Origin of the sequence: Flavimobilis marinus (genome assembly GCF_900113055.1) — a bacterium.
In the GTDB taxonomy this organism is placed as follows: domain Bacteria; phylum Actinomycetota; class Actinomycetes; order Actinomycetales; family Cellulomonadaceae; genus Flavimobilis; species Flavimobilis marinus.
The window spans coordinates 625,755-643,970 of the sequence record NZ_FONZ01000001.1 but is presented as its reverse complement, the minus strand read 5'-3'; the positions used below and the strand labels follow the sequence as shown (position 1 = coordinate 643,970).

The following is an 18,216-nucleotide window of genomic DNA, read 5'->3' as shown; positions in this document are numbered from 1 at the left end:
ACCGACGAACTACAGTTCGGCGAGTGAGCCTTGCGAACACCACCCCCCAGCCCGACGCCGACCGCGGTCGCGCCCGCCACGAGATGCCGGACGAGCTGCGCGCGGACGTGCGACTCCTCGGCGAGGTGCTCGGCCGCGTCCTGACCGAGTCCGTCGGTGCGGACCTGCTCGAGGACGTCGAGCACCTGCGCGCGCTGACCATCGCCGCCTACGAGGAGGACGGGTCCGACGCGATCGAGGCCGCCGAGGCGCTGATCGACACCTTCACCGTGGAGCGCGCGGAGGAGGTCGCCCGGGCGTTCAGCTGCTACTTCCACCTGGTCAACCTCGCCGAGGAGCACCACCGCGTCCGCGTGCTGCACCGGCGCGAGGCCGAGGCCTCCCCCGACGCCGCGCCGACGGACTCGATCCAGCACGCGGTCGAGACCCTTCGCCAGGAGGTCGGCGAGGAGGAGACGGCCCGCCGCATCGCCGGGCTCGAGTTCCGCCCCGTCCTGACCGCCCACCCGACCGAAGCCCGTCGTCGTGCGGTCGCCGCGGCGATCCGGCGCATCACGAACCTGCTCGCCGAGCGCGACGCCCGCCTGGGCGGCATCACGCTCGCGGACAACAAGCGCCAGCTGCTCGCCGAGGTCGACGGCCTGTGGCGCACCTCGCCCCTGCGGTCCACCAAGCCCTCGCCGCTCGACGAGGTGCGCACGGCCATGGCCACGTTCGACCAGACGCTGTTCGAGGTCTTCCCGGAGGTCTACCGGCGCTTCGACGACTGGCTCGCCGGCGACGACGCCGGGCTCGTCCCGCCGCGCGTGCCGTCCTTCGTGCGGCTCGGCTCCTGGATCGGGGGCGACCGCGACGGCAACCCGAACGTCACCGCCAGCCTGACCAAGCAGGCCGCCGCGATCGCCAGCGAGCACGCCCTGCACGCCCTCGAGGCAGTCGCCCTGCGCCTGGGTCGCGCCCTGACCCTCGACGCGAGCACGACGCCGGGCTCCTCCGCGCTCGAGGCTCTGTGGCAGTCGCAGCGTCTGCTGGCCGAGGACGTCACGGACGAGATCGCCCAGCGCTCCCCGAACGAGCCGTACCGCCGGGTCCTGCTCGTCATCGCCGAGCGCATCAAGGCCACGCGCCTGCGCAACGCGGACCTCGCCTACGACCTCGCGGACGACCTCCTCGCCGACCTCCGCGTCGTCCAGGAGTCGCTCGTCGCGGCCGGAGCCGCCCGTGCCGCGTTCGCGGACCTGCAGCAGCTGATCTGGCAGGTCGAGACCTTCGGGTTCCACCTCGCCGAGCTCGAGGTCCGCCAGCACTCCCAGGTGCACCGCGAGACCCTCGCCGAGATCGCCGAGGTCGACAGCCTAGACGACCTCTCGGAGCGCTCCCGCGAGGTGCTCGAGGTCTTCCGCGCCATGGCTTCGGTGCAGGCGCGGTACGGCGTCGCGGCCGCGCGCCGGTACATCGTGTCGTTCACGACGTCGGCCGAGGACCTCGCGAACGTCTACACCCTGGCCCGGCACGCCATGGGCCCCGAGGCCCCGCTGCCCGTGCTCGACGTCATCCCCCTGTTCGAGACGTTCGCCGACCTCCAGGCGAGCGTCGACGTCCTCGACGCGGCGATCACGCACCCCCTCGTCCAGGAGCGCCTCGCGCAGACGGACCGTCGCCTCGAGGTCATGCTCGGGTACTCCGACTCGTCCAAGGACGTCGGCCCGGTCTCGGCGACGCTCGCGCTGTACGACGCGCAGAGCCGCATCGCGCAGTGGGCGCGGGACAACGCCCTCACCCTGACGCTGTTCCACGGCCGCGGCGGTGCGCTCGGTCGCGGCGGCGGCCCCGCGAACCGCGCCATCCTCGCCCAGCCGCCGCACTCGGTGGACGGGCGCTTCAAGCTGACGGAGCAGGGCGAGGTCATCGCGGCGCGCTACGGCCACCCGGTGATCGCCGCCCGGCACATCGACCAGGTCGCGGGCGCGACGCTGCTCGCGTCGGCCCCCAGCATCGAGGCCCGCAACTCCGGCGCCGCCGAGGAGTTCGCGGCCATGGCGGAGCGCATGGACGAGGTCTCGCGCGAGCGCTTCTTCGCCCTCGTGAAGTCGCCCGGCTTCCCGCAGTGGTTCGCTCAGGTGACCCCGCAGGAGGAGATCGGTCTGCTGCCGCTCGGCTCGCGCCCGGCAAAGCGCGGCCTGAGCATCAACTCGCTCGACGACCTGCGCGCCATCCCGTGGGTGTTCGCGTGGTCGCAGGCGCGCATCAACCTGACGGGCTGGTTCGGCCTCGGCACCGCGCTGCGCGCCGTCGGCGACGTCGAGCAGCTGCGCCGGGCGTACGCGCGGTGGCCGCTGTTCGCCACGATGATCGACAACGTCGAGATGTCGCTCGCCAAGACCGACGACCGCATCGCCCGCCGCTACCTCGCGCTCGGTGACCGCCCCGACCTCGACGCGCTGGTGCTCGAGGAGATGGCCCTGACCCGCGAGTGGGTGCTGATCGTCACCGGCAAGGAGCGCATGCTCGCCAACATGCGCGTCCTCGGCCGCGCGGTGCAGATGCGCAGCCCGTACGTCGACGCGCTCTCCCTCATCCAGATTCGCGCCCTGCGCGGCCTGCGCCGGCCCGCGGAGCCGGACACCACGCTCGACGCCGAGGCCCAGCAGGCGGCCGACGAGCGCGTGGCCAAGCTGCAGCGACTCCTGCTGATCACGCTCAACGGCGTGGCCGCCGGGCTGCAGAACACCGGATGACACCGGCCACCGTCACGTCGCGGGCGGTGGTCGTGTGGGTGGTGGCCGTCCTCGCGTACGCGTCGGCGATCTTCGCCCGCACCTCGCTGTCCGCGACCGGGGTCGATGCGGCCCTGCGGTTCGGGGCGTCGTCGTCGATCCTGTCGCTCTTCACCGTGCTGCAGCTCGCGGTCTACGCCGCGATGCAGGTTCCCGCGGGTGCGGTCCTCGACCGGATCGGCGCGCGCAAGGCCATCGCGCTCGGGTGCGTCCTGATCGGCCTCGGCCAGCTCGCGCTGGGTTTCGCCGACACCGCGCCCGAGGCGGTCGGCGCCCGGGTTCTCGTCGGGACCGGCGACGCCTTCGTGTTCATCAGCGTCGTGCGGCTGATCCCCGCCTGGTTCCCGCGCCGCACGGTGCCGTTCGTGACCCAGATCGCCGGCATCACCGGGCAGCTCGGGCAGCTGCTGAGCCTCGGCCCGCTGGTCGGGCTCGTGCACGCCGAGGGCTGGACCACCGCGTTCGTCGCCGCGGGGGCGCTGCTCGTGGTCCTCGCCGCCCTCGTGCTGCTGCTGGTGCGCGACGGTGACCGCTCCGACGTCCACGTGCTCACCGGAACGACGGCGGCGGCGAGCCCTGGGGCCGAGGCCGCCGGTGCGTCAGCGGTGGAGCAGCACGAAGTTCCGGTCCGGGAGTCCGCGCTCCGGGCCACCTGGCGCAGCCCCGGCACCCGGGTGGGATTCTGGGTGCACTTCGTCTCGCCGTTCACCGCGTACGCGTTCGCGCTGCTGTGGGGGCACGCCTACCTCACGGAAGGCCTCGGTCTCGCCGAGCCCACCGCGCTCGGGGTGCTCAGCGCCTACGTGATCGCGTGCCTCGCCATGGGCCCCGTGGTCGGCATCCTCTCGAGCCGCCACCCCCGGCACCGCATCCGGATCGTCCTCGCCGTCGTCGCCCTCCACGTCGGCTCGTGGGTCGTCGTCCTGGTCTGGCCGGGCCGGGTCCCCGTGGCCGTCGCCGTGGGCCTCGCGCTGGCGCTCTCCGCGGGCGGACCCAGCTCGCTGCTCGGGTTCGACTTCGCGCGGGACACCAACCGGCCCTCGAACCTCGGGCTCGCGACGGGCATGGTCAACGCGGGCGGGTTCGTCGCGTCGCTGACCAGCGTGCTGCTCGTCGGCCTCGTCCTCGACATCCTCGGTCAGACCAGCCCGGACCTCTACACGCGCGGCGGGTTCGCGCTCGCCTGGGCCGCGCAGGTCCCCCTGTGGGTCCTCGGGCTGGCGATGATCCGGCGCCACTGGAGCGCCTACCGCGCGGCCGACCCCGTCCACTGAGAGGACGACGTCGGCCGCGTCGGAGACCGGCTCAGGCGCGCTGCTCGGCGCGCAGCGTGCGCAGCGCCTCGACGACCAGCCGGTGGTCGTCGACCTGCGGCAGCCCGGACACGGTCGCGGTGGCCACCATCCCGGCGCCGCGGACGCACACGGGCACGCAGCCGCCGTGGGCCGCATACCGACGCTCGTCGAACCAGGGATCGTCCTCGATGCGCTTGCCCCGCAGCCGCGGGCGCATCCCGACGAGCAGCGACGGCTCGCCGTGGCGGACGACCGTGCGGACCTTGCGGCGCACCCAGTCGTCGTTGTCCGCGGTCGCCCCCGGCATCGCGACGTGGAACTGCACCTGCATGCCACGGGTGACGTCGATCGCGACGGGGAGCACGCGCTCCTCCGCGAGGGCGACGAGGATCATGCCCAGGCGGCGCGCGTCGTCGGCCGTGAACGACACGAGCTCCAGCTCGGCGGCCTCCGCGTCGAGCTGGTCGACCCAGCGCTGCAGGTCCTCGTGCGACTCCGGGTAGCCCGGTGTGGGGTACTGCGGTCCGGCGGACTGGTTCACTTCTCCTCCTCGGCGACGAGCTCGACGACGGTGCCCGTGCGGGCGGACGTGCGGGCCGCCTCGAGGACGTCGAGGGCCTGGGCGGTGCTCTCGACCGTCACGGGCACCGGACCTTCGCCGCGGACCGCGGCGGCCATCTGCGCGTAGAGCTCGCGGTACTGCCCAGCCAGGAGCGGGAGCTCCGTACGCTCGGTGCCTTGCGTGAGGATGGCAGGACGCTCCGAGAGCCCCCAGCCGTCCTCGTCCGGCGTGCGCCCGTCCTTGAGCGCCGGCTCCTGCGCGTCCAGACCCCAGCTGGTGAACGCGGCCTTCGAGCCGAGCACCCGGAACCGCGGCCCGGACTCCCCCACGACCGTGCTCATCCACAGGTGCGACCGCGCGCCGCACGCGTGCGTGAGGGCGACGAACGCGTCGTCGTCGGCCCCGACGCCGTCGCGGCGCGTGTCGACCTCGGCGTACACGTGGGTGACCGGCCCGCAGAGCTCGAGCGCCTGGTCGACCAGGTGCGCCCCGAGGTCGAACAGGACACCGCCGACCATCGCCGGGTCGGCGGACTCGCGCCAGTTCCCGGTCGCACCGGCCTTGTAGACCTCGAACCGGGACTCGAGGCGGCGGACCTCACCGAGCGTGCCGTCGTCGAGCAGCGCGCGGAGGGTGAGGAAGTCACCGTCCCAGCGGCGGTTCTGGAAGACGCTCAGCGGCACGCCACGCTCCTGGGCGAGGGCGTCCAGCTCACGGGCCGACGCGGCGTCGGGCGCGACGGGCTTGTCGACGACGCACGCGACGCCCGCCTCGATCGCCGCACGGGCGAGCGGGACGTGGGAGTCGTTGGTCGTCGCGACCACGACGAGGTCGAGCGGGCCCGCCTCGCCCGCCAGCAGCGCCTCCGCGCTCGCGACGACGGTCGCGTCCGGGTAGCGCTGGGCGACCTTCGCGGCGGCCTCCGGGCGGCGCGTCACGACGCCGACGAGCTCGAGGCCGGGCGTCGCCGCGATCACCGGCGCGTGGAACACCTCCCCGGCCAGGCCGTAGCCGATCAGTCCCACCCGCAGCGGTGCCTTCGTCATCCGTTCCTCCTCGTCGTCGAGCGCTCGGGCCAGTATGCCCGCGCGCCTAGGCTCGTCCCATGACCCGTCCACGTCCCGCCCGCCCCGATGCCCACCTCGTGGCGGCTCCCCGGTCGGCCGCCGTCCGTCGCCCGGCCGGCGTCCGTGCCCGCGGCGTGGTCGCCGCCGCGCTCGTCCTCGGGCTGCTCGCCGGGTGCGGCGGCGCTCCGACAGAACCCACGCCGTCGGGTCCCGCACTCCAGGAGGACGGCACCTACCGAGCCGAGGTCGTGATGCGCGACATGGCGTTCGTGCCCGCGGAGGTCACGGTGCCCGGCGGCGCCACGCTCGAGATCGTGGTGACGAACGAGGACGGCATGCCGCACGACCTCGTGCTCGACGACGGCTCCGCGACACCGCTGCTGTCCCGCGGCGAGTCGGCTTCCCTCACCGTCGTCGTGGCGGACGACGTCGCAGGCTGGTGCAGCGTCGTCGGGCACCGCGAGGCGGGCATGGTGCTGGACGTGCGCGCGGGCTGAACGGAGTCGACGAGCTACTCGAACCGGCTCGCGTCGCCCGCGCCGAGGCGCACGACCTCGGGCTCGCCCGAGGAGAAATCGATGACGGTCGTGGGGTCAGCCCCGCACTCGTCGGCGTCGATGATCGCGTCAAGCTGGTGGTCGAGCTCCTCCTTGACCACCCAGCCCTCGGTGAGCGGGCGATCCTGACCGGGCAGGATGAGCGTCGAGCTCAGGAGCGGCTCACCGAGCTCGCGCAGCAGCGCGCGCACCACGGGATGCTCGGGGATGCGCACGCCGACGGTCTTCTTCTTGGCGTGCGCGAGCCGGCGCGGTACCTCCTTGGTAGCGGGCAGGATGAACGTGTACGGCCCGGGCGTCGCCGCCTTGATCTCGCGGAACGCGGTGTTGTCGACGATCACGAGCTGGCCCAGCTGGGCGAAGTCCGAGCACACGAGCGTGAAATGGTGGTCCGCCCCGAGGTGCCGGATCGACCGGATGCGGTCGGCGCCACCGTGGTTGTCCATGCGGCTGCCGAGCGCGTACCCCGAGTCGGTCGGGTAGGCGATCACGGCGTCGTCGCGCAGCATCTGCACGACCTGCGCGATGGCGCGCGGCTGCGGGTCCTGCGGGTGCACGTCCACGTATTTGGCCATGGGCCGAGGATAGGCCGGGAGGCCGACAGCGCGCGAGAGTCGCCGCCCTCCGCGGTCAGTCGCCCTCGACGTGCCAGTCGACGACGCCGCCCCAGGGCAGCTCCTCGAGCGTGGTACTGCCGGCCGTCGCGCCGTCGTCGGCGCTCGCGCGCCCGACGGCGAGTCCGGCACCGAAGGCGAGGCCGAGCGCGAGCAGCCATGCCAGCACACGCCCGCCGCGGCGTCGCGGGGCGAACAGGTCCGGCGCGACGCCGTAGCCCGACGACGCCACGTAGGTCTCGTCCTGCACCCGCGAGGACACCCCGGGCTGCTGACCGCCGTACGGGTTGGTGTGCTGCATGCCGCCCGAGTAGGTGGGCTGCTGCCCGTAGCTGGACGCGCCCTGGCCGTCCGGCTGGTGGCCGGTCGGGTACTGCGCGCCGGCCTGGACGTGCGCCGCCTGGTACGCGTCGTGCTGCTGGCCGCCCGCCTGCCAGGATCCCCCACGCGGAGCGCCGGTCGGCTGGCCATAGGGGTCGTACGATCCGTCGGCGCGGTAGTTCATGGTGACTCCTCCGTGGCGCGGGCGCGCCCCCTGCGGCTGAACCTAGCGCATCGGTGGCACGGCGATCGGTGGCGCGCCCCCGGCATCCTCGGGCTCCTGTGGTGTCGACCCGCTCAGCCCAGGATCGCGCGCGTCACCGAGACCTGCTCGGTCAGGACGGACCCGATGACCTCCTGCGTCTCGTTGATGCGCTCGACGGCGTCCCGGATCTGGGCGAGCGAGGACACCGCCTCCTGCGCCTGGCTCTGGATCGCCTCGACGCGCTCCTGCACCTGGGTCGTCGCGCGCGCCGTCTCGTTGGCGAGGTCCTTGACCTCACCGGCCACGACGGCGAACCCCCGCCCTGCCTCACCGGCGCGCGCGGCCTCGATGGTCGCGTTGAGCGCGAGCAGGTTCGTCTGCGCGGCGATCGTCTGGATCGTCTTGACGACGTCCCCGATCTCCTCGCTCGACACCCGCAGCCGCCCGATGCCCTGGTCTGCCTCGACGGCCAGCCGCTGCCCCTCCGTGGCGACGCCGGTCGCAGCGACGACGTTGCGCTCGACCTCCTCGATCGACGTCACGAGCTCCTGCGCAGCGCTCGTCAGCCGGTCGGCGTCGGCGAACCGCTGCAACGTCTGACCGATCAGGAACACCGTGTCCCGCAGCGCCGCCTGGCGGCCCTCGCTCAGGGTGAGCCGGGTCGTGGCGAAGAAGTCCATCGTCCCGACCACGGCGCCGTCGACGACCACCGGGAGGCACACGCCGGACTTCACGCCCTCCCGGCGGGCGACCGGCGCCCGGACGCAGTCGGTGACGTCCGCGAGGTCCGGGACGAACACCAGGTCGCGGCGCTGCCACGCGCGGCCGCTCAGGCCGACGCCCTGCGCGAACGACGCCGCGTGCGTCACCTCGCGGAAGGCCGGGCTCACCGTGCCAGACTCCTGGACGAAGTGCAGCTTCTGGTCCGCCTCGTCGATCGCCCAGTACGAGCCGTACGCCCAACCGAAGCCCTCGCGGATCGTGCTCAGCGCCCGGCCGAGCGCCTCGCCGCGCGTCCCGGCGGACATCACCGCGCGCAGGACCGCCGACGTCGCCGCGGTGTCCTGCGCTGCCGCCGCCTGGCACGCGTCGTGCACGACCCGCTCGAGCGCACGGGAGACGAGGATTCCGATCACTTCCAGCGCCTGGTGGCGGACCGGCGACAGCGTGAGCACCTCGTCGGTGAAGAAGTCCATGGTGCCGATCACGCGGCCGTCGACCCGCAGCGGGAAGCACACGCCGGAGCGGATGCCGGCGCGCTGCGCCGCGGGCGCCCGGACACAGTCCGTGAGCTGGCCCAGGTCGGGCACGGTGACCATCTCATCAGCCGCCCAGGCGCGCCCGCTGAGGCCGACACCGCGCGCGAAGGACGCGCCCCGGGTTACCTCCCGGAACTCCTCGGACGCAGCGCCAGACTCCGCCACGAACCGCAGCGTGTCGTCCTCGCCGACGGCCCAGTAGGAGCCGTACGCCCAGCCGAACGTCGAGCGGACCACCTCGAGGGCGGCCGTCGCGGCAGCCGAGGCGTCGGTCGTGGTCGCCAGCCGCTCCTGCACCAGCTCGACGGCGCGCAGCCCGGTCTGTGCTTGCGCCAGCTCACCGCGCACCGCATCCATCCCTGCCACCGCTGAGTTCTTGCTCCGCATGGTCTCTCCTCGTATCAGGTGCCCCCCGGACACCCACACAGGTGTGTGCGACTCATCGGCCGGGTGCGCCGTGTCATGAGGCGCGCACGGGCTGAGGGTGCAGGTCGCGCCAGGTTCACCCGCTCCCGGAGACCGCGCCCGGCAGCGTCACCACGAAGGCCGCACCGGACCCCGACTTCGACTCCGCGAGCACGATCGTGCCGCCGTGGGCACGCACCACCGAGTCCACGATCGCCAGCCCCAGCCCGGTCGACGGCTCAGCGCCGGCCGGACGGCGCGTCCGTCCCTCGTCGCCGCGCGTGAACCGCTGGAACAGGCGTGGACGCAGATCGTCCGGCACACCGGGACCGTCGTCGCGCACCTCGACGACCACCGAGCCGGCACCGCGCCGGACCGCGAGGTCCACGGTCGTGCCCGCCGGCGTGTGCACGCGGGCGTTCGCGAGCAGGTTCACGAGCACCTGCCGCAGCCGGTCCTCGTCCACCACGACCGTCGCGCCGTCGTCGGGCACGTCCAGACGCCAGCGGTGGGCCGGGCTGGCGGCGTGCGCGTCCGCGACGGCCTCGACGGCGAGGACGACGAGGTCGACCTCGGCGCGCGCGAGCGGCCGCCCGGCGTCGAGGCGCGCGAGCAGGAGCATGTCCTCGACGAGCGTCGTCATCCGCCGGGACTCCGACTCGACCCGTGCCATCGCGTGCTGCGCCTCGTCCGGGACGCCCTCGGGACGCCGCCGCACCAGCTCGGCGTAGCCGCGGATCGAGGCGAGCGGGGTGCGCAGCTCATGGCTGGCGTCCGCGACGAACTGGCGCACCTGGGTCTCGCTGTCGTGCCGGGCCGCGAGCGCGTCCTCCACGTGCCCGAGCATGCGGTTGAGCGCGGCACCCACCTGGCCGACCTCCGTCGCCGGGTCGGTGTCTGCCTCAGGGACCCGCTCCGCGAGGCTCACCGCACCCGAGTGCAGCGGCAGCTCTGCGACCCGCGTGGCGGTCCGGGCGACGCGCTCGAGGGGACGCATCTCGCGGCGGACGAGGATGCCCGCGCCGAGCGCGGCCAGCGCCATGCCCGCGAGCGCCACCGCGCCCTCGGCGAGGAGGTAGTCGCGCACGGTGTGCTGCACGTCGGCGAGCGACAGGCCGGTGACGAGAAGCACGCCGTCGGGGTCCGTGCGGGCAAGCACGCGGAAGTCCCCCAGTCCGGGGACCGCGACGGTCCGCACCTCGCCGTCGGCGGCCGCCTCGGTGAGGGCGTCCTGCTGCTCGATCGTGAGCGGCTCGAACGTGCCGTCGTCGTCGAGGTAGCCGGCGACGGTCTGGGCGCCGTCGACCGTGAGGGTCAGGGTGCCCGCGCCCTGCCCGGGCACGCTGAGGGCAGGAGGCGGCTCGTCGCGGTCCTCGCCCCGCGGCGGCCGTGCGGCGTTCATGCCGCGGTCGCTCGTCGCCACGAGCCGCTCGTCGAGCTGGTCGACGAGCGAGCCCTGGAGCGCGTAGGTCGAGACCGTGCCCATCGTCGCGGCGACCAGCGCGACGAGGGCGATCACGAGCGCGGTGACCCGGCGTCGCAGGGTCCAGCGCCGGGGTGTCACGGCGCGCCCGGGGCGGTTCGCACCTCGGCGCCCTCGACCGGTTTGAGGATGTAGCCGACGCCGCGCAGCGTGTGGATCATCGGCTCGCGCCCGGCGTCGATCTTCTTGCGCAGGTAGGACACGTACAGCTCGACGATGTTCGCCTGCCCGCCGAAGTCGTACTGCCACACCCGGTCGAGGATCTGCGCCTTGGACAGCACGCGGCGGGGGTTGCGCATGAAGAACCGGAGCAGCTCGAACTCGGTCGCGGTCAGGTGGATCTCGGTGCCGGCGCGCGAGACCTCGTGGGCGTCCTCGTCCAGCACGAGGTCGCCCACGACGAGCGCGGAGTCCTCCGCCGACTCGACGACGCCCGTGCGGCGCAGCAGGCCCCGCAGCCGCGCGACGACCTCCTCGAGGCTGAACGGCTTCGTCACGTAGTCGTCGCCCCCGGCGGTCAGACCGGCCACGCGGTCCTCGACGGCGTCCTTGGCCGTGAGGAACAGGACCGGGACGTGGGGCATCGTCGTCCTGATGCGCCGCAGCACCTCCAGCCCGGTCATGTCGGGGAGCATCATGTCGAGCACGATCACGTCCGGCGGCGAGGTGCGCGCGAGCTGGACCGCCGCCGCGCCGGTGAGCGCGGTGTCGACGTCCCAGCCTTCGTAGCGCAGGACGGTCGAGAGCAGGTCGCCGAGGGAGGGCTCGTCGTCGACGACGAGGGCCCGCACGGGCGGAGGCGTAATGCTGGTCATGGAAGCAGTCTGCTGCCCACGGCTACGAGGCCGCTGAGGGTTTCCTGTGCGTGGCGTGTGAGCCGCCGGATCACATCCGGCTCACAGGTACGGCGAAGGATCCGCACAGTCCGGTCTCCCAGAGTTCGGTGCACACCACGAACCCCTCGGAGAGACACCATGACCCCCAGCACGCTGCTCGCCTACGGCCTCGACCTCGTCGCGGTCTCGATCCTCACCTTCGGCCTCTACTTCCCCCGGCACCGTCGACGCGAGCTCGTCGTCGCCTACCTCGGCGTGAACGTCGGCGTCCTCGCCGTGTGCGCGGCCCTCGCGGAGAGCGCCATCGGAGCCGGCCTCGGCCTCGGGCTGTTCGGTGTGCTGTCCATCATCCGGCTGCGGTCCACCGAGCTCGGCCAGCACGAGGTCGCCTACTACTTCTCCGCGCTCGCGCTCGGCCTGCTGTGCGGCCTGCCCGGCCTGCCGCTGTGGTCCGCAGCCGCGTTGTGCGCCCTCGTCCTGCTCGTCGTGCACGTCGGGGACCACCCGCGTCTGCTCGCCCGCTACCGTGCCCAGGTCGTCGTCGTCGACCGCGCCTACCTCGATCATGGCGCCCTCGTGGCGCACCTTGAGCAGCTGCTCGGCGGCACCGTCCACCAGGCCACCGTGCAGAAGGTCGACCTGGTGCAGGACACGACACTCGTGGACGTCCGGTTCTCCAGCGCGCGTGCGACGGCGGCGGTGGCCCGATGACGGCCGACCTCCTGGCCGACGCGCTCGCGCGCATCCGCCCGGTCAGCCTCGAGGCCCTCACGGCCCAGGCGGCCCTGATGTCCCGGGTCGACCGCAAGTACGTCGTGCCCCGCGCCGCTGCCGCCCGTGTGGTCGGCTACGCGGACGCCCTCGCGCTCGAGATCGACGGCGCGCGCCAGCTCGCGTACGAGTCCGTGTACTTCGACACCCCCGAGCTCACCTGCTACCTGCAGGCCGCCCGCCGGCGTCCGGCACGGTTCAAGGTACGCACCCGCACCTACCTGGACACCGGGACGTGCTGGCTCGAGGTCAAGACGCGCGACCGCCGGGGCAGCACCGTCAAGCAGCGGCTGCCGTACGCGCTGGCGGACCACGCACGCCTGACGACCGCGGGCCGCGAGTACGTCGTGGCCACCCTCGCCGACGTCGGTATCGATGCCCGCGCCCTCACGTTCGCGCCGGTGCTCTCCACGCACTACCAGCGCGCGACGCTCCTCCTGCCGGGCGACGGAAGCCGCGCGACGCTCGACACCCGCCTGACGTGCCGCCGGGGTGACGCCGCGGCGCACCTGCCCGACCGCGTGGTGGTCGAGACCAAGACGACCGGGCACCCCAGCACCGTCGACCACCTGCTGTGGCGCGCCGGGCACCGGCCCTCCCGGATCTCCAAGTACGGCACCGGCCTCGCCGCGCTCGACCCCGGCCTCCCCGCCGCCCGGTGGCACCGGGTCCTCGACCGCAACCCCTTCGTCCCGCTCACCTCCGCCTCGTCCACCACTGCCTCGTCCACCACCGCGCGTCTCGCGCCCACCCTCTGGAGCACACGATGACCTTGCACCGCCCCCGCACCCTGCCCACCGCCGCCGCCGCGGCCGCGCTCGTCGTCGGGCTCACCGCCTGCTCGGGGTCCACGACCCCGAGCGCGAGCTCGTCGCCCGCCGCGGCCACGGCCGCCACGACCGAGCAGTCGGAGCCTCACGACACGACAGACGCTCTGACCTGGGACACCGCAGCCGAGACCGCCGTGGTGCTCGACGGCGACACCGCCCAGGTCGACGGCGACAGCGTGGAGGTGGACGGCTCGACCGTCACCGTCACCGCCCCGGGCACCTACCGGCTCAGCGGCTCCCTCACCGACGGCCAGGTGGTGGTCGACTCTGCCGCCGACGGCGTCGTGCGCCTCGTCCTCGACAGCGTCGACCTCGCGAGCTCGACGTCCGCGCCGCTCGTCGTGACCGAGGCCGACGAGGTCATCGTCGTCCTGCCCGAAGGCTCGTCGAGCACGCTCACGGACGCCGTCACCTACGTGTACCCCGACGCCGAGACCGACGAGCCGAACGCCGCGCTGTTCTCGACTGCCAACCTCACGATCGGCGGCGACGGTGCACTCACGGTGACGGGCCGGTCCAACGACGCGATCGCCGCCAAGGACGGGCTCGTCATCCTCGGCGGCACGATCACGGTCGACGCGCTCGACGACGGCATCCGCGGCAAGGACTACCTCGTGGTCGCCGGCGGGACCCTCGCCGTCACCGCGGGCGGCGACGGGCTCAAGGCGGACAACGCCGACGACGCCGCCCTGGGCTACGTCCGCCTCACGGGCGGGACCCTCGACGTGACCGCCGGGGTCGACGGGATCGACGCCGCCACGGACGTCACGGTCACCGGCGGCGAGCTCACCGTCGCCGCCGACGACGACGGCATCCACGCCGACGTCGAGCTCGCCATCTCCGCGGGCAGCGTCGCAGTGACCCGTTCCTCCGAGGGCCTCGAGGCGGCGCAGATGGCCATCTCGGGCGGCGACATCTCGGTGGTCGCCTCCGACGACGGCGTGAACGTCGCCGGCGGCGCGACGGACGCGGCCACCGACCAGGCCGCCGACGCCCCTGCGGACACCGCTGGCGACGGCGACGCGCACGCGGCGGACGAGATGCCCGAGGGCCCACCCACCGACAGGCCCACCGACGCCACGCGCCCCGCACGCCCCGAGGGCGCCACGGACGGCACGATGCCGGAGCGCGGCTCGGGCGGCGGTCCCGGCGGCGGCGGCGACTCCGCCGTCGGCGACTACCACCTGACCATCAGCGGCGGCACGCTCCTGATCGACGCGGGCGGCGACGGCCTCGACTCCAACGGCACCGTCGACATGACCGGCGGCTCCGTCGTCGTGCAGGGCCCCACGAACAACGGCAACGGCGCGATCGACGTCAACGGCACCTTCACGATCTCCGGTGGCACGCTCGTGGCCGTCGGCAGCGCCGGCATGGCCGAGAAGCCCGACGATTCCTCCACGCAGGGCGTCGTCGCGTTCGCCCTCGACACCCAGCCCGCGGGCAGCGTAGTCACGGTCGTCGACGCCGACGGCAACGAGGTCGTGACGCTCGAGGCCGCCAAGGAGCTCGGGTCCGTCGTCGTCTCGAGCCCCGAGGTGACGGCCGGCGAGGACTACACCGCGTCGATCGACGGCTCCGAGGTCGGCACCACCACCGCCACCGGGTCCTGACGGGAATGCCCGTCCGCCCCGCCTGCTTGACGTGGAAGACCCGCGCAGGCGGGGCACGCGCCCTCGAGAGGATCCCTCCCATGCCGGACTACGGCCACGACCTGCAGGTCGGCACGTTCCTGACCCCGAGCAACGCCCGCCCCGAGGCGGTCGTGGATCTCGCGGTTCGCTCCGAGCAGGCGGGCTTCGACCTCGTGACGTTCCAGGACCACCCGTACCAGCCGAGCTTCCTCGACACGTGGACGCTCCTGACGTGGGTCGCGGCGCGCACGTCGCGCGTGCACGTCGCGGGCAACGTCCTCAACCTCCCCCTGCGCCCGCCGGCCGTGCTCGCCCGGGCGGTCGCGAGCCTCGACCTGCTCTCGGGCGGCCGCGCCGCGCTGGGCCTCGGCGCCGGCGCGTTCTGGGACGGCATCGCCGCCATGGGAGGACCGCGCCTGAGCCCCGGCGAGGGCGTCACTGCGCTCAGCGAGGGCATCGACGTGATCCGCGCGCTGTGGGACGCGAGCGCCACCGGCGTGGTGCGCGTCGAGGGCGACCATCATCGCGTCGTCGGGGCGAAGCGAGGCCCGGCACCCGCGCACGACGTGCCCCTCTGGCTCGGTGCGTACAAGCCCCGCATGCTGCGGCTGGTCGGGACCAAGGCCGACGGGTGGCTGCCGTCCATGGGCTACCTGAAGCCCGGCGACCTGGCGCGCGGGAACGCCGTGATCGACGAGGCCGCAGCGGCGGCGGGGCGCGACCCGCGGGAGGTCCGCCGGTTGCTCAACCTCACGCCGGGCGGCGAGGGTCTGCTGGGCGACCCGGGCGACTGGGCCGACCAGCTCCTGGGCCTCGCGCTCGACGACGGCATCGGCACGTTCATCCTCGGCACCGACGACGCCCGGCTGATCGACAGGTTCGGCGCCGAGGTCGCGCCAGCGCTCCGCGAGATGGTGGCGGCCGAACGCGCTCACCGCGGATCCGGTGGCGCGGACGCAGCCGCGGCGACCGGACGCTCCGCCCGCGCGCTCGCCGCCCGCCTCCCGGACATCGACTACGACGCCGTCCCCCCGGCGCTCGCGGCCCGCGCCGTCGAGCCCGGCGACCGCGAGTACGCCCAGGTGCGCTCGTCGTACGTCTGGCGGGGTGCGCCCGGGCTGGTCCTGCGCCCGACGACGCCCGACGAGGTCACCTCGGCCCTCGCCTTCGCGCGCCGCCAGGGCGTGCCGATCGCGGTGCGCAGCGGCGGCCACGGCATCAGCGGGCGCTCGACCAACAACGGCGGGATCGTCATCGACGTGCGCGGCATCGATCACGTCGAGGTGCTCGACCGCGAGCGCCGGATCGTCCGCGTCGGCGCGGGCGCCGTCTGGGGCGACGTGGCCGCAGCCCTGGCACCCCACGGCCTGGCGATCAGCTCGGGCGACTACGGCGACGTCGGCGTCGGTGGGCTCGCCACCGCGGGCGGCCAGGGCTTCCTCGCCCGCTCGTACGGCCTGACCATCGACCACGTGGTGGGCGCCGACGTCGTGCTCGCCGACGGTCGCCAGGTGCGGGCCGACGCGACGGAGCACCCCGACCTGTTCTGGGGCCTGCGCGGGGCCGGCGGGAACCTCGGCATCGTCACGTCGTTCGACATCGAGGCCACCGAGCTGGGCGACGTCGTCTTCGCGGTGCTCGTGCAGCAGCCGACCGACCTCGCGGAGTTCCTCGTCGCCTGGGGCGACCTCGTCGAGCGCAGCCCGCGCGAGCTGACGCCGTTCCTGACGATCGCGGGCGGCGGACCGACCCAGCCGGCCGTCGCCCAGGCCTACCACGTGTGGGCGGGCGACGACCCCGACGCGGCCGTCGCGGCGATCGAGCCCTTCCTCGGGCTCGCGCCGGTCGCCCAGCAGCAGGCGCAGCTCGCGCCGTACGCCGCCGTGGTCGCCCCGCACCACAACCGGCACGCGGGGCAGGCCCGGATGACGTCGGTGTCCGCGATGGTGGACCACCTCGACCCCGCGACCGCTGGGCGTGTCGCGTCGCTCGTGGGATCGGGCCGGCTGCAGATGGTCCAGGTCCGGTCCGTGGGCGGCGCCGTCAACGACGTGCCGGCCGACGCCATGGCATACGGTCACCGGACCGCCGCGTTCTCGCTGCTCGGCTACGTCCGGGCGGGCGCGGGGGCACCTAACGAGTGGGACGCGCTGGCGGCGCAGGGCGTGTACCTGAGCTTCCAGACGGACGACCACGACCTCGCCCGCGTGTTCCCGGCCGACGCGCTCGACCGCCTGCGCGCCCTCAAGTCCACCTATGACCCGGAGAACGTCTTCCGCGCGAACGTCCGGATCTCCCCCGCGGGGTGAGGCGGGTCGCAAAGCCGACGTGCGCGGGTGCCGGGAGGCTGACAGGGTGGACGGATGAAGGCACTCGTCATCGCACTGATCGTCATCTGGCTCGCCCTGTCCCTGCTGGGGGCCATCATCGAGGGCCTGCTCTGGCTCGCCGGGATCGGCCTCGTGCTGCTCGTCCTGACCGCCGTGTGGGGCTGGTTCAAGCTCAAGGCCTCCGGCCGGGATCGCGTGTGAGGGCCCCATGCGCGCCCTGACCGTCACCCCGCTCGAGGAGGGCTCGCTCGCCCTGACGGACGTGCCCGAACCGGACGAGCGAGACGGCGCGGTGCTCGTCGAGGGACTCGCGCTCGGCGTCTGCGGCACGGACCGTGAGATCGCCGACGGCGCGTACGGCTGGGCCCCGCACGGCCGGGACCGGCTCGTGATCGGTCACGAGTCGCTCGGCCGGGTCCTCGAGGCACCGGCCGGCAGCGGCCTCGCTTCCGGTGACCTCGTGGCCGGTGTCGTGCGTCGCCCCGACCCCGTGCCGTGCGGCGCGTGCGCCCGCGGGCGCTTCGACATGTGCCGCAACGGTGAGTACACCGAGCGCGGCATCAAGGAGATCGACGGCTTCGGCAGCGAGCGCTGGCGGATCGAGCCGGACTACGCGGTGCATCTCGACCCCGCGCTGGCCAGCACGGGCGTGCTGCTCGAGCCCGCGAGCGTCGTCGCCAAGGCGTGGGACCAGATCGAGCTCGTCGGCAACCGCTCGTGGTTCGAGCCGAAGCGCGTGCTCGTCACCGGTGCGGGGCCGATCGGGCTCCTCGCCGCGCTGCTCGGCACGCAGCGCGGCCTCGACGTCCACGTCCTCGACCTGGTGACGGACGGCCTCAAGCCCGAGCTCGTGCGCGCCCTCGGCGCCACCTACCACTCCGAGCCCGTCGCCGACGTGGCGAAGCACCTCCAGCCCGACGTGATCGTCGAGGCGACCGGCGTCGGCTCGGTCGTCATGGGCGCGATGGGCGGCACGGCGCCGTACGGGATCGTCTGCCTCACGGGCACCTCGACGCACCGCCGGCGCATCCCGGTGGACGCCAACACCCTCAACCACGAGCTGGTGCTGGACAACGACGTGGTGATCGGCTCGGTGAACGCCGGGCTCGAGCACTGGGCCGACGCAGCACAGGCCCTCGTGAGTGCCGAGGCCGACTGGCTCGAGCAACTGATCACGCGCCGCGTCCCCTTGGGCCGGGCGCTCGAGGCGTTCGAGCCGCACGACGACGACGTCAAGGTGGTCGTCGACCTCACCGCCTGAGGGAGATCG

Annotated in this window: 16 protein-coding genes; 9 read left to right on the top strand and 7 right to left on the bottom strand. The window is 73.7% G+C overall.

Translation table 11 applies throughout. The features are described 5' to 3' along the window. The first annotated feature begins 83 nt into the window (after window positions 1–83). Both BMZ30_RS02890 and BMZ30_RS02885 read left to right on the top strand, forming a co-directional pair. Window positions 84–2,738 carry a phosphoenolpyruvate carboxylase gene (locus BMZ30_RS02890; RefSeq protein WP_093375699.1) on the top strand — a complete coding sequence of 885 codons (2,655 nt, stop codon included), beginning with the start codon at window positions 84–86 and terminating at the stop codon, window positions 2,736–2,738. After that, complete coding sequence (locus BMZ30_RS02885; RefSeq protein WP_093374870.1) at window positions 2,735–4,051, top strand: MFS transporter; 1,317 nt, start codon at window positions 2,735–2,737, stop codon at window positions 4,049–4,051. Before BMZ30_RS02890 ends, BMZ30_RS02885 begins: the two co-directional genes overlap by 4 nt. A 31-nt stretch (window positions 4,052–4,082) precedes the next feature. Here BMZ30_RS02885 and BMZ30_RS02880 read toward each other — a convergent pair whose 3' ends face one another. Beyond that, entirely contained in the window at window positions 4,083–4,613 is a 531-nt protein-coding gene (locus BMZ30_RS02880; RefSeq protein ID WP_093374868.1) for a heme-degrading domain-containing protein, read from the bottom strand. Next, window positions 4,610–5,680, bottom strand: coding sequence for a Gfo/Idh/MocA family protein (locus BMZ30_RS02875; protein ID WP_093374866.1), 1,071 nt, complete (start codon window positions 5,678–5,680; stop codon window positions 4,610–4,612). Before BMZ30_RS02875 ends, BMZ30_RS02880 begins: the two co-directional genes overlap by 4 nt. A gap of 59 nt (window positions 5,681–5,739) precedes the next feature. On the opposite strand from BMZ30_RS02875, the gene BMZ30_RS02870 reads away from it, so the two are divergent. Continuing rightward, on the top strand, window positions 5,740–6,198 hold the full coding sequence (locus BMZ30_RS02870) for a cupredoxin domain-containing protein (RefSeq protein ID WP_143073115.1): 459 nt from the start codon (window positions 5,740–5,742) through the stop codon (window positions 6,196–6,198). Between the two features lie 14 nt (window positions 6,199–6,212). On the opposite strand, the gene BMZ30_RS02865 is transcribed toward BMZ30_RS02870, so the two are convergent. The 5 genes from BMZ30_RS02865 to BMZ30_RS02845 all read right to left on the bottom strand — a co-directional run bounded on the left by BMZ30_RS02865 (window position 6,213) and on the right by BMZ30_RS02845 (window position 11,360). Continuing rightward, complete coding sequence (locus tag BMZ30_RS02865; protein ID WP_093374862.1) at window positions 6,213–6,833, bottom strand: L-threonylcarbamoyladenylate synthase; 621 nt, start codon at window positions 6,831–6,833, stop codon at window positions 6,213–6,215. 55 nt (window positions 6,834–6,888) lie between these two features. Continuing rightward, window positions 6,889–7,377 (bottom strand): hypothetical protein, encoded by a 489-nt coding sequence (locus tag BMZ30_RS02860; RefSeq protein WP_093374860.1) that lies wholly within the window; start codon window positions 7,375–7,377, stop codon window positions 6,889–6,891. 113 nt (window positions 7,378–7,490) lie between these two features. Continuing rightward, window positions 7,491–9,044, bottom strand: a complete 1,554-nt coding sequence (locus BMZ30_RS02855; RefSeq protein WP_280513579.1) for a GAF domain-containing protein — start codon at window positions 9,042–9,044, stop codon at window positions 7,491–7,493. A 115-nt stretch (window positions 9,045–9,159) separates the two neighbouring features. Beyond that, window positions 9,160–10,626, bottom strand: a complete 1,467-nt coding sequence (locus BMZ30_RS02850; protein ID WP_229828294.1) for a sensor histidine kinase — start codon at window positions 10,624–10,626, stop codon at window positions 9,160–9,162. After that, window positions 10,623–11,360, bottom strand: coding sequence for a response regulator transcription factor (locus tag BMZ30_RS02845; protein ID WP_093374858.1), 738 nt, complete (start codon window positions 11,358–11,360; stop codon window positions 10,623–10,625). Before BMZ30_RS02845 ends, BMZ30_RS02850 begins: the two co-directional genes overlap by 4 nt. A 159-nt stretch (window positions 11,361–11,519) precedes the next feature. Between BMZ30_RS02845 and BMZ30_RS02840 the strand changes: the two genes are divergently transcribed. The 6 genes from BMZ30_RS02840 to BMZ30_RS02820 all read left to right on the top strand — a co-directional run bounded on the left by BMZ30_RS02840 (window position 11,520) and on the right by BMZ30_RS02820 (window position 18,207). Next, window positions 11,520–12,092 carry a DUF4956 domain-containing protein gene (locus tag BMZ30_RS02840; RefSeq protein WP_093374856.1) on the top strand — a complete coding sequence of 191 codons (573 nt, stop codon included), beginning with the start codon at window positions 11,520–11,522 and terminating at the stop codon, window positions 12,090–12,092. Next, window positions 12,089–12,922, top strand: a complete 834-nt coding sequence (locus tag BMZ30_RS02835; RefSeq protein ID WP_093374854.1) for a polyphosphate polymerase domain-containing protein — start codon at window positions 12,089–12,091, stop codon at window positions 12,920–12,922. Before BMZ30_RS02840 ends, BMZ30_RS02835 begins: the two co-directional genes overlap by 4 nt. Continuing rightward, window positions 12,919–14,595, top strand: coding sequence for a carbohydrate-binding domain-containing protein (locus BMZ30_RS02830; RefSeq protein WP_093374852.1), 1,677 nt, complete (start codon window positions 12,919–12,921; stop codon window positions 14,593–14,595). The genes BMZ30_RS02835 and BMZ30_RS02830 overlap by 4 nt, the downstream gene beginning before the upstream one ends. Before the next feature lie 80 nt (window positions 14,596–14,675). After that, window positions 14,676–16,925, top strand: a complete 2,250-nt coding sequence (locus tag BMZ30_RS02825; protein ID WP_093374850.1) for an LLM class flavin-dependent oxidoreductase — start codon at window positions 14,676–14,678, stop codon at window positions 16,923–16,925. 54 nt (window positions 16,926–16,979) lie between these two features. Beyond that, the gene (locus BMZ30_RS13660) at window positions 16,980–17,147 is read left to right on the top strand and encodes a hypothetical protein (protein WP_177191254.1); all 168 of its coding nucleotides are present in this window, start codon (window positions 16,980–16,982) and stop codon (window positions 17,145–17,147) included. Window positions 17,148–17,154: 7 nt separating this feature from the next. Continuing rightward, window positions 17,155–18,207 (top strand): glucose 1-dehydrogenase, encoded by a 1,053-nt coding sequence (locus BMZ30_RS02820; RefSeq protein WP_093374848.1) that lies wholly within the window; start codon window positions 17,155–17,157, stop codon window positions 18,205–18,207. Window positions 18,208–18,216 lie beyond the last annotated feature (9 nt).

Bases quoted from the DNA above. Each gene is read 5' to 3' on its own strand.
- BMZ30_RS02825 (WP_093374850.1), top strand. From the start codon at position 14,676: ATGCCGGACTACGGCCACGACCTGCAGGTCGGCACGTTCCTGACCCCG.
- BMZ30_RS02845 (WP_093374858.1), bottom strand. From the start codon at position 11,360: ATGACCAGCATTACGCCTCCGCCCGTGCGGGCCCTCGTCGTCGACGAC.
- BMZ30_RS02830 (WP_093374852.1), top strand. From the start codon at position 12,919: ATGACCTTGCACCGCCCCCGCACCCTGCCCACCGCCGCCGCCGCGGCC.
- BMZ30_RS02840 (WP_093374856.1), top strand. From the start codon at position 11,520: ATGACCCCCAGCACGCTGCTCGCCTACGGCCTCGACCTCGTCGCGGTC.
- BMZ30_RS02870 (WP_143073115.1), top strand. From the start codon at position 5,740: ATGACCCGTCCACGTCCCGCCCGCCCCGATGCCCACCTCGTGGCGGCT.
- BMZ30_RS02835 (WP_093374854.1), top strand. From the start codon at position 12,089: ATGACGGCCGACCTCCTGGCCGACGCGCTCGCGCGCATCCGCCCGGTC.
- BMZ30_RS02885 (WP_093374870.1), top strand. From the start codon at position 2,735: ATGACACCGGCCACCGTCACGTCGCGGGCGGTGGTCGTGTGGGTGGTG.
- BMZ30_RS02875 (WP_093374866.1), bottom strand. From the start codon at position 5,680: ATGACGAAGGCACCGCTGCGGGTGGGACTGATCGGCTACGGCCTGGCC.
- BMZ30_RS02820 (WP_093374848.1), top strand. From the start codon at position 17,155: ATGCGCGCCCTGACCGTCACCCCGCTCGAGGAGGGCTCGCTCGCCCTG.
- BMZ30_RS02890 (WP_093375699.1), top strand. From the start codon at position 84: ATGCCGGACGAGCTGCGCGCGGACGTGCGACTCCTCGGCGAGGTGCTC.
- BMZ30_RS13660 (WP_177191254.1), top strand. From the start codon at position 16,980: ATGAAGGCACTCGTCATCGCACTGATCGTCATCTGGCTCGCCCTGTCC.
- BMZ30_RS02860 (WP_093374860.1), bottom strand. From the start codon at position 7,377: ATGAACTACCGCGCCGACGGATCGTACGACCCCTATGGCCAGCCGACC.
- BMZ30_RS02865 (WP_093374862.1), bottom strand. From the start codon at position 6,833: ATGGCCAAATACGTGGACGTGCACCCGCAGGACCCGCAGCCGCGCGCC.
- BMZ30_RS02855 (WP_280513579.1), bottom strand. From the start codon at position 9,044: ATGCGGAGCAAGAACTCAGCGGTGGCAGGGATGGATGCGGTGCGCGGT.